The sequence below is a fragment of the Mesorhizobium sp. ESP-6-2 genome (genome assembly GCF_020164675.1).
GTDB lineage: Bacteria > Pseudomonadota > Alphaproteobacteria > Rhizobiales > Rhizobiaceae > Mesorhizobium.
In genome coordinates, this window is record NZ_JAIUGT010000002.1 from 247299 (window position 1) to 259385 (window position 12087).

Here is a 12087-nt window from a genome sequence, read left to right on the forward strand (position 1 = left end):
GGCGCCAGCGCCTTTCGCTCCGCGGCATCGCCGCCGTTGCATTGGGTGCAGCGGCGGCGTGACGTCACAAGGTTTTTGATACAGGGTTGAACCTATCTGACCCCAACCCGGCCGGCAGGGGGGTACAATGTTCTCATTCATCGCCAGACGCATCGGCACGATACTGCTCACGATGCTGTGCCTGACGCTGGTCGTCTTCTTCCTCGTCAATCTGGAACCCAACCTGAAGAAGCTGGCGATCAGCCAGACCGAGATGCACACTTCGGCCGAACAGCTGGAAAGCTGGCTGGTCAATCATGGCTACCGGCAGAACTTCTTCGTGCGCTACGGCCAGTGGCTCGGCGTCCTGCCCAAGCAGCCGGTAACCGATCCGGCAACCGGCAAACCGGCGCAGCGCTTCTCCTTCTGCAACGATCCGGCCGAGCCGAAGTTCTCCGGCGTGCTCCAGGGTGATTTCGGCTGCTCGACCAAATTCAAGACCACGGTGGGGGCCAAGCTGTTCCCGGCACTCGGCGCCACAGGCGTCCTGATGTTCTGCGTGCTGGCGGTGATGGTGCCGGTCTCGCTGCTGATCGGCATCCTGGCCGGCATGCGCGAGGGGTCGCGCACCGACCGGGTGCTGTCGGTCGCCTCGATCGCCTCGACGGCGACGCCCGAATATGTATCGGGCGTCATCTTTACCGTCATCTTCGCCTCCTGGCTTGGCTGGCTGAACGGATCCGCCGCATCGGCAAGCCAGGGCATCACCTTCTATAACTTCACGCTGCCGGTGATCACGCTGGCCATCTACGGCATCGGCTACATCGCGCGCATGACGCGTGCCTCGATGGTCGAGGTGATGACGCAGCAATATATCCGCACCGCCCGGCTGAAGGGCCTTTCCTTCAAAAGCGTGGTGGTCAAGCATGCGCTGCGCAACGCTCTGATCGCGCCCTTCACGGTGATCATGCTGCAGTTTCCGTGGCTGCTCACCGGCGTCGTCATCGTCGAGGTGATGTTCCGCTATCAGGGCTTCGGCTACACGCTGGTCGAGGCCGCCGGCAACAATGACATCGACCTTTTGCTCGGTTGCTCGCTGGTCTCGGTTTTCATCGTCCTGATCACGCAGCTCATTTCCGATGTCGGCTACGCGTTCCTCAATCCGCGCATTCGGGTTCAGTAGGGGAGACGGCGCATGCAAGCCCAATATATCGGCGCCTCCACCGTCGTCCTCGAAGTGCTCTGGCGCTTCTGGCCGGTCTGGCTCGCGCTTCTCATCGTCATGGGCGCGAGCTTCCTCTACAAGAAGAAGCTAGCTCTCTACGGCCAACTGTTCGACAGCGGCGTCGGCATGGCGGGGGTGGCCATCTGCCTGTTCTGGCTGTTCACGGCGATCTTCGCCTCGACCATCTCGCCTTTCGATCCGCTCGGCCAGATTCCCATCATGAAGGATACGCTGCCCGGAGCCATCGAACCGCAATCGGGCCTCGCCTATCTGTTCGGTGGCGACAAGCTCGCCCGCGACGTCTTTTCACGCATGGTCTATGGCAGCCAGATCGTACTGATCATCGCGCCGGCGGCGACCGGCTTCGCGCTCATGGTCGGCATCACGCTCGGCCTGCCGGCCGGCTATTATGGCGGCAAGATCGATACCGTGCTGTCGTTCCTGGCCAATCTCGTGCTGGCCTTCCCAGTTATCCTGCTGTTTTACCTCCTGGTGACGCCGGGCATCATGGACACGCCGATCCCCTACGCGCTGGCCGGCGTCTTCTTCCTGTTCCCGATCATTTTCTTCTGCGTGCTGTTCTGGACGCGCTACAAGAACCGTTCCGACCGGATCTACATCCTGCTCGGACTGACGCTGGTGGTCGGCGGCTGGATCTATGCCGGCCTGGTGTTCGATGCCGACCCGCTGAAGATCGTGCACATCGATCCCAACCAGCTCAACATCTTCGTGGCGGTGGTGTTCGCCTCCAGCCCGGGCGTGTTCCGCATCGTTCGTGGCCTGACCATGGATATCAAGACGCGCGACTATGTGGCGGCGGCCCAGACGCGCGGTGAATCGCCATGGTACATCATGCTGTGGGAGATCCTGCCCAATGCACGCGGACCGCTGATCGTCGATGCCTGCCTGCGCATCGGCTACACCACCATCCTGCTCGGCACGCTGGGCTATTTCGGCCTCGGGCTGGCGCCGGAAAGTCCCGACTGGGGCACCGCGATCAAGGATGCCAGCCGGCTGCTGCGTTCCTTCATCCACCCGGCACTGCCGCCGACGATCGCGCTGATGTCGTTCGTACTGGGGCTAAACCTGCTCGCCGATTCCCTGCGCGAGCAATCGATGAAGGATTGATGGCGGGGTCCTCGACCCTACTTGCCCGGAAAAACCAAGGATTGGAGCGACCCATGAACGAGGCAGTTCGAAATCCGGCCAGGCCGAACAATGGGCCGATCATCGAGATCGAGAACCTGTCGATCTCCTTCTTCACCCGCAAGGGCGAGATACCGGCCGTGATGGATTTTTCCTGCACGGTCATGCCCGGCGAAGCGATGGGCATTGTCGGCGAATCCGGCTGCGGCAAGTCGACCGTGTCGCTCGGCATCATGCGTGATCTCTCCAACATCGGGAAGATCGTCGGCGGCAAGATCAAGTTCCAGGGCAAGGACATGGGCGAGCTCTCCGAGGAGGAGCTGCGCAGCATCCGCGGCAACAAGATCGCCATGATCTACCAGGAGCCGATGGCGAGCCTGAACCCGGCGATGAAGATCGGCCAGCAGCTAATGGAAGTGCCGCTGATCCACGACAAGGTGTCGAAGGAAGAGGCCTATAAACGTGCGCTCGAAATGGTGCGCTCGGTGAAGCTTCCCGATCCGGAACGCATGATGCGCTCCTATCCGCACCAGCTTTCGGGCGGCCAGCAGCAGCGCATCGTCATCGCCATGGCGCTGCTGTCGAAGCCGGCGTTGCTTCTCCTCGACGAGCCGACGACGGCGCTCGACGTAACGGTGGAGGCGGGCATCGTCGAACTGGTCAAGGGGCTGGGCGAGAAGTTCGGCACCTCGATGATCTTCGTGTCGCACAACCTTGGCCTGATCCTGGAGACCTGCGACCGCATTACGGTGATGTATTCGGGCGAGGCCGTCGAGACCGGCAAGATCAAGGACGTGTTCGACCGGATGCGCCATCCCTATACGCAGGGCCTTTTCCGCTCGATTCCGCTGCCGGGCGCCGACAAGAACTCGCGGCCGCTGATCTCGATCCCCGGCCAGCTGCCCCTGCCGCATGAGCGGCCGAAGGGCTGTAATTTCGGCCCGCGCTGCCACCATTTCGTCGAGGGCGTCTGCAACGCCGCCGAAATCCCGATGATTGAAGTCGCGGGACATGAAGGTCATTTCTCGCGCTGCGTGCGCTTCAACGAAATCGATTGGGACGCCCTGCCGCCCGGTGCCAAGAAGGTCAATGAGAAGGTCGTGCCTGGCGCACCGGTACTCAAGATCGAGGACCTGAGAAAATACTACAAGGTTGGCGGCAGCGAGGTGTTCGGCTCAAGCGAGGGCCGCGTCGTCAAAGCCAACGAGACGATTTCGTTCACCGCGCGAGAATCCGAAACCGTCGCCATTGTCGGCGAATCCGGCTGCGGAAAATCGACGCTGGCCAAAGTGCTGCTCGGGCTCGAGACGGCGAGCTCTGGCAAGGTCACGCTCGCCAACAAGGAAATCCAGTCGACCGGCATCGAGAGCCGCAGCGTCGACACTGTGTCGTCGATCCAGATGGTATTCCAGAACCCGTTCGATACGCTCAACCCCAGCCATTCGGTCGGCTCGCAGATCATCCGCACACTGGAGAAATTCAACGTCGGCAAGACCGTCGCCGACCGGCGCAAGCGCATGCTGGAATTGCTCGACCTGGTGAAGCTGCCGCGCGCCTTCGAGAGCCGCAAGCCACGCCAGCTTTCGGGTGGCCAGAAGCAGCGCATCGGTGTGGCGCGCGCCTTTGCCGGCGATGCCAAGGTGGTGGTGGCCGACGAACCGGTCTCGGCGCTCGACGTGTCGGTCCAGGCGGCGGTGACTGAGCTGCTGATGGACATCCAGCGCAAGAACAAGACGACGATGCTGTTCATCAGCCACGATTTGTCGGTCGTGCGCTATATCGCCGACCGGGTTGTCGTCATGTATCTCGGCTATATCGTCGAGCAAGGCACGACCGACCAGATCTTCGTGCCGCCCTATCATCCCTACACCGAGGCACTGCTTTCGGCGATCCCGATCGCCGACACCAGCGTGGTCAAGAAGCATATCGTGCTGGAGGGCGACATACCCTCGGCGATGAACCCGCCGACAGGCTGTCCATTCCAAACGCGCTGCGGCTACAAGAGACTGGTGCCGGATAATCTCTGCGAAACCAAGGTGCCGCCCGTCAAGAACCTGGGCAACGGGCACATGAGCCTGTGCTGGCTCTCGGACGACGTGCTGGCGACGATGGAGCCAGTGATCAAGTTCGACAAGCAGCATGCCGACCATGAGGGCGTGCCGGACGACGCGCCGCATGGTGCCGGCCCGGGCTTTGCCGGTCAGCCGCCCAGCCGACCACATGGCAAGACTGCCAGTGCGGAAGCCAGCGCGGTGGGAGAGGACGCCGAGGAAACCGAAGCCGTCTCAAAGGCCCGTCGTCATGAGGTCCGCGACGAGGTTTCGGAGACTGGTCGTCCGGCGACGGATGCCAACGCAACCTCTGCGCCGTTCACGCCAAGAACGCTTGGTGACGGCCGGCAGGCCGAGAGTGCATACGTTGCACCGCTTGCCCCGCCGGCTCGGCTGGCCGACGCAAGTGCCACCGACAAGAACCGTCCGACCGGCATCGCCAGGCCGATCAAACCCGACAATCTCAAGCTGATTTCGGGCGTCGGCCCGAAAACAGAAGGCATCCTCAACGACCTCGGCATCTTCACCTACGCCCAGGTCGCCGCGTGGAAAAAAGCCGAGCGCCAATGGGTCGACGACTATCTTAGATTCAAAGGCCGCATCGAGCGCGAGGACTGGGTCAAGCAGGCGAAGGCGCTCGCCAAGGGCGGCGAGGCGGAATACATCAAGGTGTTCGGCAGGGAGCCGCGCTGACCCACCGGCGCGCCTCTCAGCTGCCGCACTGCCTCAGCTGTTGGGCATAGTCGCGGGCCATCTTGTCGGTCGCCCGGGCATAGCCCTGGACGCCGGCGTCGCCACGGTTGCCGCGGCCATAGGCGGTCCAGCCGAGATAGTAGGCGAGGTAGAGATTGTAGGTGTCGTTGCGGGCGACGCCGTAAGTATCCGCTGTCTTGGAATGGTACCAGCCGACGAAATCGACGGCGTCGGCGAATTTGGTCCGGCGCGCCGCCCAGTTGCCGGTTTCGCTCTGATATTGCGACCATGTACCGTCCAGCGCCTGCGAGAAGCCTGTGGCCGACGAAACGTGCTTCCACGGGATGAAACCGAGCAGTTTGGTGCGCGGCGGCCGGGCGTTGCTCTTGAATCCGGATTCCTTGCGCACCGTTGCCATCAGAACGGGAACGGGCACGCCGTATTTCTGCTCGGCGCGTTCGGCGGCCGACTGCCAATTGTCGAACCAGCCGTCATTCTGGTCGAAGACGGCGCAGACATTGTTGATGTGGCTGGGGGCGGTCGCGCAGGCCGAAAGTGCCAGCAGCATACCAACCGCTACAATTTTACTAAAACTCGACCTACGCATCGGCAGAGCAATAGGCTCAAATCATAAAGGGAATCTTGCCGCGCCCGTTAACGCGTCGCCGACGCGGGCGGTTCGGAAAGTGCCATATTGATTGTCCGACATATCTTGTCGCTTTTTATAAATCAATGTTTCGAAAATGCCGCCTCGGTTAAAATCGCGCCCGCAAACGGCGTATTTCTGACAGCTGGCGCGGTTTGCCGAGGCTTTGATGCCTGATATGAACGAACCAAGACGCAAGCGCGGCGCCGAGCGCACCAGCAACCGGGGACCAGGGCCTATTCCGCAACTGCCGGCGAGGCGGGTGACCAATCCCTATCCGCCGATGGCCTTGCTGTCGCCCGACCAGATCGAGGCGATCCATCAGGCGTCGATGCACATATTGGAGAATTTCGGCATCGAGGTGATGAGCCCGCGGGCGCTGTCGCTGTTCGAGAAGGCCGGTGCCAACGTGGACCACGCGTCGGCGAACGTCCGCATCGACCGCGGCATGGTCGACGAGGCGCTGAAGACGACGCGATCCAAATATGCCCTTACACCGCGCAATTCGGCCAACGCCGTTCATCTCGGCGGCAACACAATCAATTTCACGCTCGTTGCGGGGCCGCCCAATGTGCACGACATGGCGCGCGGCCGCCGCCCCGGCAATTTGCACGACTATGCGGATCTGACCCGGTTGGCGCAGCATTTCAACTGCGTGCACATGCTCGGCAACCAGGTCTGCGCACCGGTCGAATTGCCGGCCAATTCGCGCCATCTCGACACCTATTTCGCCAATCTGACGCTGACCGACAAAAGCTTCCATGTCTCGGCGATCGGCCGGGGCAGGGCGCTGGACGGGATCGAGATGATGGCGATCGCGCGCGGGCTGACGCTGGACCAGTTGCGCGACGATCCCGGCGTCGCCACCATCATCTCGGTCAACTCGCCGCGCCGTTTCGACGAGATGATGGCCGAGGGGCTGATGACGATGGCCGAATTCGGCCAGTCGGTGGCGGTGACGCCGTTCACGCTGATGGGCGCGATGAGCCCGGTGACGCTGGCGGGTGCTTTGGCGCAGCAGAATGCGGAAGCACTGTTCGGCGTCGTGCTGACGCAACTTGTGCGTCCGGGCGCGCCGGTCATGTATGGCGCCTTCACCTCCAATGTCGACATGAAGTCGGGCGCGCCGGCCTTCGGCACGCCTGAAAACACCAAGGCCAACATCGCGTCGGGGCAATTGGCACGGCGTTACGGGCTACCCTACCGGACAACGCCGGGCTCGGCCTCCAACGCCGCCGATGCGCAAGGCGCCTACGAGACGCTAATGGCGCTGTGGGGCGCGGTGCTCGGCCACGGCAACCTCGTCTATCACGCCGCCGGCTGGCAGGAGGGCGGGCTGACTGCGTCGTTCGAGAAATTCATCATCGACGTCGAAATGATCCAGCACATGATGGAGTTTTTGCGCCCGATCGTGGTCGATGAAGCCGAGCTTGCCGTCGAGGCGCTGGGCGCGGTGCCGACCGGCGGGCATTTCTTCGGCGAGCCGCACACGCTGGAACGTTATGCGACGGCCTTCTATCAGCCAATGCTTTCGAACTGGCAGAATTTTGAAGCCTGGCAGGAAGCCGGCGGCCTCGACGCAACCGCGCGCGCCACGCGGTTGTGGAAGAAGGCGCTCGAAGACTATGTCGAGCCTCCGATGGACATCGCCGTGCGCGAAGCGCTGGAGGCCTACGTGGCCAAGCGCAAGGAAGCGATTGGGGCGGGCGAGCCGTGATGCGCCACGAACGTCCCGTTTTGAATCATCTAACCCATCCAACTCACTGATATCAGAGATAAAATCATGAAATCGCATGCAAAGGTCGTGATCATCGGCGGCGGGGTCGTCGGGTGTTCCGTGCTGTTCCATCTCGCCCGCCATGGCTGGACCGACGTCGTGCTTCTGGAGCGCGACGAGCTGACTTCAGGCTCGACGTGGCACGCGGCCGGCGGCATGCACACGATCAATGGCGATCCCAACGTCGCCAAGCTGCAGAAATACACGATCAACCTCTACAAGGAGATCGAGGAGCTTTCCGGCCAGGCGACCGGCGTGCATCTGACCGGCGGCGTGCTGCTGGCGGCGACCGAGGCGCGGCTCGACTGGCTGCGCGGCGTCGTCGCCAAGGGGCGCTATCTCGGCATCGATCTCGAAGAAATCTCGCCGAAAGAAGCGGCCGAACTGATGCCGCTGCTCGACCCCAAGCAGTTCGTCGGCGCTGTCCGCAACAAGGAGGACGGCCATCTCGATCCCTCCGGCGTCACTCATGCCTATGCCAAGGCTGCGCGTAAGCTGGGCGCCGAGGTCGAGCGCTTCACCAAGGTCGAGGACATCGTGCGGCGTCCCGACGGGCTGTGGCGTGTCATCACCAACAAGGGCGAGGTCGTGGCCGAGCATGTCGTCAACGCCGGTGGCCTTTGGGCGCGCGAGGTCGGCCGCATGGTCGGACTTGAACTACCGGTGATGGCCATGGAGCACATGTACCTGATCACCGAGGACATGCCGGAGGTCGCAGCCTGGAACGCCAAGACCGGCACCGAGATCATCCACGCCGTCGATTTCGACGGCGAGCTCTATCTGCGCCAGGAGCGCGGCGGCATGCTGATGGGCACCTATGAGAAGGCCAACAAGCCATGGTCGGAATTCTCGACGCCGTGGAATTTCGGCCACGAACTGCTGGAGCCGGACATCGACCGCATCGCACCGTCGCTGGAAGTCGGCTTCCGGCATTTCCCGGCCTTTCAGAACACCGGCATCAAGCAGATCATCAACGGACCCTTCACCTTCGCGCCCGACGGCAACCCGCTGGTCGGGCCGGTGCGCGGTTTGCCGGGCTTCTGGGTGGCCTGCGGCGTCATGGCCGGTTTCAGCCAGGGCGGCGGCGTTGGGCTCGCGCTGTCCAACTGGATGATCGAGGGCGATCCCGGCGCTGACATCTGGGCCATGGACGTCTCGCGTTATGGCGACTGGGCGACGATGGCCTACACCAATGCCAAGGTGCGCGAGAACTATTCCAGGCGCTTTTCGATCCGCTTCCCCAATGAGGAATTGCCCGTCGGGCGGCCGCTGAAGACGACGCCGGTCTACGACCTGCTGTCGGCCAAGGGCGCGCAATGGGGCGTGTCCTATGGGCTGGAAGTGCCGCTCTGGTACGCGCCCGTAGGCGTCAGGGACGAGTTCTCGTGGCGCCGCTCGAGCGATTTCGCCCATGTCGGCAGGGAGGTTGCAAATGTTCGCGGGGGCGTCGGCCTCGCCGAGATTTCGAACTTCGCCAAATATGGCGTGACAGGCGAGGGTGCTGCCGCATGGCTCGACCGGCTGCTTGCCTGCAAGCTGCCGAGGCCAGGCCGCATGACGCTGGCGCCTATGCTGAAGGAGGATGGCAAGCTCATCGGCGACTTCACGCTGGCCAATCTCGGCCCTCTTGATCGAGATGACGAGGAGTGGTTCATCGCCGGTTCCGGCATTGCCGAGCAATACCATATGCGCTGGTTCGAAAAGCATCTGCCCGCGGATGGTTCTGTCCGCATTGAGGCATCGGGCGCGAAACTCACCGGCCTTGCCGTCGCCGGGCCGAAAGCGCGGGACGTGCTGGCCAAGGTCACGCGGACGGACGTCTCGAACGCCACCTTTCCCTTCATGGCCATTGGCAAGATGGATATCGGCATGGCGCCGTGCCTTGTTGGCCGCGTCAGCTACACAGGTGATCTTGGCTATGAAATCTGGGTGGCGCCGGAATATCAGCGCGCGGCGTTCCAGGCGCTGATGGCGGCGGGCGAGGAGTTCGGCATAGGCCTGTTCGGCTCCCGCGCGCTGAACGCACTGCGGCTGGAAAAGAACTATGGCTCATGGGCGCGCGAATACCGGCCGATCTACGGACCGCTGGAGGCGGGGCTCGATCGCTTCGTCGCCTATGGCAAGGAGGCGGATTTCATTGGCAAGACCGGGGCGTTGGCAGAGCGCAAGCAGGGCGGCAGGCTCAGGCTGCGGGCCTTCATCGTCGAGGCTGCCGACGCCGATGTCATCGGCGACGAGCCGATCTGGTTCGGCGGCACGGTGCGTGGCTGGGTGACGTCAGGCGGCTATGCGCATCATTCAAGGAAATCGGTCGCCATGGGCTACGTGCCGAAGGAGATCGCCGAGGAGAGCGAAGGCTTCGAGATCGAAATCCTCGGCAAGCGCCGTGCCGCACGCATGCAGCCGGTACCGCTGTTCGACGCCAATTTGGAGCGGATGCGGGCGTGAACAATCCGCATCCGGCTCGCATCAGGCAGCACGGCGATTGTCGAGCGCAAAGGCGCCAGGGCCGGCGAAGAACAGATAGAGGAAGATGAAGCAGAACGAGATCGCCAAATCGCCGCCATTGTTGACCGGGAAGAAGCCGCGCGGCATGTGCGCCATGAAATAGGCGATCGCCATCTCGCCCGCCAGAAGGAAGGCGACTGGGCGGGTGAACAGCCCCAGCGCCAGCAGGATGCCGCCGGCGAACTCGAGAATGCCGGCTGTCAGCGTCAACCCGCTGAGGGCGTGGGGTTCGGCGCTTGCCGGGAAATTGAACAGCTTCTGGCTGCCATGCTCGACGAACTGCAGCGCGGTCATGATGCGCAGAACGCCGAGCGCCTGTGGCTGGTATCGCGCCAAGCCTTCGAAAAGCGCCATCTGAAACTCCGTTTTTCACCCCCAGGTTCGGCCTAGATTATCGCCCCGAGATGGACCATTCATTTCCCGCTACCTCACATCAACAATCGGTGATGCGAGATGTTCCGCAATGTGTCGATATTTTCCTCCTAGGGTTGCATTATTATCTCTATGGTTGTATCGATCTGTAGATAGTCGAAATCGTTTGGGGATCTCTCGCCATGAAAAAAGTCGTCATCAGCTTTTTCGCAATCCTTGCCGGCACCAGCTTCGCAATGGCCGAGGATGCCGGCTGCGAGGCGTTCAAATGGCCGGTAACGCGCGAGCAGGCGTTGTTCGCGGCGCCTCCTTCTGCTGCGTCGGGGACCGCGCTGGCGATCGGCGCTGCCGCCGATCTGGTCCTGGTGCCGGCCGAGACAGCGGAATTCGCCCTCCCGCCCGAACGTGCCCCGGCGCCTGGCACGTTCGGTGCCGTCGCCAGCATGGTTGTACCGCCGGAAGGGGGCATCCAGATAAGCCTGTCGGGCGAAGCCTGGATCGATGTCATTCAGGACGGCCATACTGTGAAATTGGCCGGCTACAGCGGGGTCAAGACCTGTCCGGACATTCGCAAGAGCGTTCGGTTCAAGCTTGCGCCCGGCCCGGCCACCGTCCAGTTCAGCGGTGCAAAAAAGGCAGGCCTGAAAGTCGCGGTGCTGACCCCGGAATAGCGCGGCGCCAAGCAGGGACACGGCCCTCAATCTTACGATCAAAGGCCGTCCTCCTGTGCGACGTTGAGCCCCTTACCGTCCGGGCGCCATCAGGGCGAAATGGGCGCCTTGCGGGTCCTGGCACTGCACGATCCAGCTGCCGCCGGGTACCTCCATCGGACCCATCAGTATCTTGCCGCCATTGTCGGTCACCCGTTTTGCCGCCGCGTCGATGGCGGTTACGTTGAAATAAAACTGCCAGACCGGCACCGGGATCTGTTCGGGTTTGTTCATGATGCCGCCACCGGATTCGGGGCCGGCCGCGAAGGTTTGATAGGTTCCCATCGGCCCCATGTCGAAATCGCCGGCATTGGTCCATCCGAACTGGCTGGAATAGAAGTCGAACGCGGCCTTCCAGTCGGTTGTATAAAGCTCGTGCCAGCCGATATGGCCCGGCGTGCTGGCCGGCACGACCGGCTGGTCGGGCCCGTTCGGCTGCAGGAACATGAAGGTCGCGCCTTGCGGATCGGCGACGACGGCGAAGCGGCCGACGCCCGGAATGTCGTCGGGCTGGCGATGAACGGCGCCGCCTGCTTTCTGCAACGACGCCGCGGCAGCGTCGACATCCCTGGTGTGGATATAGCCAAGCCAGGCGGGAGGCATGCCCATCTTGGCGGCATCCTCAGGCATCGTCATCAGCCCACCGACGCCACGCTCGCCGACATTCATGACGATGTAGCGCGGCATGCCGGGAGCATTGTCGAAGGGTTGCGCCATCCAGCCGACCACCTTGGTATAGAACGCCTCGGCGGCGTCGAGGTCTGATGTCATCAATTCGTACCAGAAAAAGGGCATTGGGGATTTCGGCATCGTCGGTCTCCTCACCTTTTGCGTCGATCGTCCTTCGATCCATCATAGGACGATCTTCGAGACGGAAATCCGACAGCGGAGGAAAAATTTGCGTGTCCCAGGCGCGCCGTGGCCGCGCCGGCCGCCTTGCGGAAAGCCTTTCTTCGAAGGTTCGATATTCGCGCATCACG

At 62.6% G+C, this 12087-nt stretch carries 8 protein-coding genes and 1 pseudogene; 6 read left to right on the forward strand and 3 right to left on the reverse strand.

Annotated features, from left to right (window positions below; all coding sequences use genetic code 11):
- The first annotated feature begins 127 nt into the window (after positions 1 to 127).
- The 3 genes and pseudogenes from LB532_RS06215 to LB532_RS06225 all read left to right on the forward strand — a co-directional run.
- Entirely contained in the window at positions 128 to 1162 is a 1035-nt protein-coding gene (locus tag LB532_RS06215) for an ABC transporter permease (protein ID WP_140644267.1), read from the forward strand.
- Between the two features lie 12 nt (positions 1163 to 1174).
- Complete coding sequence (locus LB532_RS06220; protein ID WP_140644265.1) at positions 1175 to 2332, forward strand: ABC transporter permease; 1158 nt, start codon at positions 1175 to 1177, stop codon at positions 2330 to 2332.
- 53 nt (positions 2333 to 2385) lie between these two features.
- Positions 2386 to 4683: pseudogene (locus LB532_RS06225) on the forward strand (dipeptide ABC transporter ATP-binding protein); the annotation flags it as partial.
- 427 nt (positions 4684 to 5110) lie between these two features.
- On the opposite strand, the gene LB532_RS06230 reads toward LB532_RS06225, so the two are convergent.
- Positions 5111 to 5701: a transglycosylase SLT domain-containing protein gene (locus tag LB532_RS06230; RefSeq protein ID WP_140553022.1), complete on the reverse strand. Its 591-nt coding sequence runs from the start codon at positions 5699 to 5701 to the stop codon at positions 5111 to 5113.
- 217 nt (positions 5702 to 5918) lie between these two features.
- On the opposite strand from LB532_RS06230, the gene LB532_RS06235 reads away from it, so the two are divergent.
- The gene (locus LB532_RS06235; protein ID WP_224556640.1) at positions 5919 to 7457 is read left to right on the forward strand and encodes a trimethylamine methyltransferase family protein; all 1539 of its coding nucleotides are present in this window, start codon (positions 5919 to 5921) and stop codon (positions 7455 to 7457) included.
- A 66-nt stretch (positions 7458 to 7523) separates the two neighbouring features.
- Positions 7524 to 9965 (forward strand): FAD-dependent oxidoreductase, encoded by a 2442-nt coding sequence (locus tag LB532_RS06240; RefSeq protein WP_224556452.1) that lies wholly within the window; start codon positions 7524 to 7526, stop codon positions 9963 to 9965.
- Between the two features lie 21 nt (positions 9966 to 9986).
- On the opposite strand, the gene LB532_RS06245 is transcribed toward LB532_RS06240, so the two are convergent.
- Positions 9987 to 10379, reverse strand: coding sequence for a DoxX family protein (locus LB532_RS06245; RefSeq protein WP_140644259.1), 393 nt, complete (start codon positions 10377 to 10379; stop codon positions 9987 to 9989).
- A 200-nt stretch (positions 10380 to 10579) separates the two neighbouring features.
- On the opposite strand from LB532_RS06245, the gene LB532_RS06250 reads away from it, so the two are divergent.
- On the forward strand, positions 10580 to 11068 hold the full coding sequence (locus LB532_RS06250) for a hypothetical protein (RefSeq protein WP_140644257.1): 489 nt from the start codon (positions 10580 to 10582) through the stop codon (positions 11066 to 11068).
- 72 nt (positions 11069 to 11140) lie between these two features.
- Here LB532_RS06250 and LB532_RS06255 read toward each other — a convergent pair whose 3' ends face one another.
- Positions 11141 to 11917 carry a VOC family protein gene (locus LB532_RS06255; protein ID WP_140644255.1) on the reverse strand — a complete coding sequence of 259 codons (777 nt, stop codon included), beginning with the start codon at positions 11915 to 11917 and terminating at the stop codon, positions 11141 to 11143.
- Positions 11918 to 12087: the final 170 nt, after the last annotated feature.

Coding starts and splice junctions, on each gene's coding strand:
- LB532_RS06240 (WP_224556452.1), top strand. CDS start 7,524: ATGAAATCGCATGCAAAGGTCGTGATCATCGGCGGCGGGGTCGTCGGG.
- LB532_RS06255 (WP_140644255.1), bottom strand. CDS start 11,917: ATGCCGAAATCCCCAATGCCCTTTTTCTGGTACGAATTGATGACATCA.
- LB532_RS06220 (WP_140644265.1), top strand. CDS start 1,175: ATGCAAGCCCAATATATCGGCGCCTCCACCGTCGTCCTCGAAGTGCTC.
- LB532_RS06245 (WP_140644259.1), bottom strand. CDS start 10,379: ATGGCGCTTTTCGAAGGCTTGGCGCGATACCAGCCACAGGCGCTCGGC.
- LB532_RS06215 (WP_140644267.1), top strand. CDS start 128: ATGTTCTCATTCATCGCCAGACGCATCGGCACGATACTGCTCACGATG.
- LB532_RS06235 (WP_224556640.1), top strand. CDS start 5,919: ATGAACGAACCAAGACGCAAGCGCGGCGCCGAGCGCACCAGCAACCGG.
- LB532_RS06230 (WP_140553022.1), bottom strand. CDS start 5,701: ATGCGTAGGTCGAGTTTTAGTAAAATTGTAGCGGTTGGTATGCTGCTG.
- LB532_RS06250 (WP_140644257.1), top strand. CDS start 10,580: ATGAAAAAAGTCGTCATCAGCTTTTTCGCAATCCTTGCCGGCACCAGC.